Source organism: Alteromonas sp. KUL150 (assembly GCF_009811475.1).
GTDB lineage: Bacteria > Pseudomonadota > Gammaproteobacteria > Enterobacterales > Alteromonadaceae > Alteromonas > Alteromonas gracilis.
The window spans coordinates 1-985 of record NZ_BLIJ01000079.1 but is presented as its reverse complement, the minus strand read 5'-3'; the positions used below and the strand labels follow the sequence as shown (position 1 = coordinate 985).

Sequence of the window (985 nt, the reverse complement as noted above, 5' to 3'; positions counted from 1 at the left end):
GGATCAATCACCATTAAGTGATTGCCATCATAACGCCCTCGTAGGTTGTGCCACATTCCGCGGCCTGATCCGAATGCGTTAGCTCAAACTCGTTTGTCATGCAGGTACTCGGCTTAACCTTAGTTTTGGATTAACCGGAGTAAGTACCACTTCTTTTGCGATAGCCCAGGTATAAGCTGCCATCTCTCTGGCAATCGCGGTGATGATTAAATTGTAGTGCTTACCTTTTTTGCTCATGCGCTGATAGCGTTTGCACAAACGAAGCTGTGCTTTCCAGGCAATATCAACGATGTCTTTAGGTAAGCCTTCCTGCCTTAACTGTAATTCTGTAGAGACATTGGCCGGATAACGGTAGCTGTGCGCCCCCTCAATCAGTAAACGCCTTGCTCGGCCATTTCCTGCTTTTGTAATGGCTCCTAAGTGTCGCTTTCCACCTGATGATTGTTCACTGGGAACTAAGCCCAGATAAGCCATGAGCTTTCTGGGATGGTCGAAGCGGTGTAAGTCACCGAGCTCTGCCACCACACCAACAGCAACGAGCAATCGAACGCCGCGCATCGCCTGAACGGCTTTCACTACTGGATAATAACGCCATTGGTGTACATGGTGGGTTAACTCGTTGTCGAGCCTTTCCAGTCGCCGGATACGTTCCTCAATGGTTTGCAGTTGTTCCTGTAAGACAATTTGCTGGGCTGGGTGAGGCAAAATCAGTTCGGTGAGCCAGCGCAGGTGCTTCTTCGACCAGTTGGCAGTGCCTTCATAACGTATATTGTTGCGAAGTAATAAGGCTTTGAGTTGATACTTTGCTTCTTTTAAATCCTTCATTGCCGCTTCACGAGCACGGGATAAATCCCGAACAGCCTCATCCTCTGGTTCAGGCACATAGATGGGTGTAAGGTCTTCAGACTTAAGTGACCTAACGAGTTTAAGCGCATCTCGGCGGTCGGTTTTAATTCGCTCTCCCGGCTTTTTGGGAATAAGAGAC

1 protein-coding gene is annotated in these 985 nt (G+C 48.6%); it reads right to left on the bottom strand.

The window, feature by feature from the left end:
• Positions 1–96: 96 nt before the first annotated feature.
• A partial coding sequence (locus GVO62_RS18475) for an IS110 family transposase (protein ID WP_159120507.1) occupies positions 97–985 on the bottom strand: 889 nt, incomplete at its 5' end.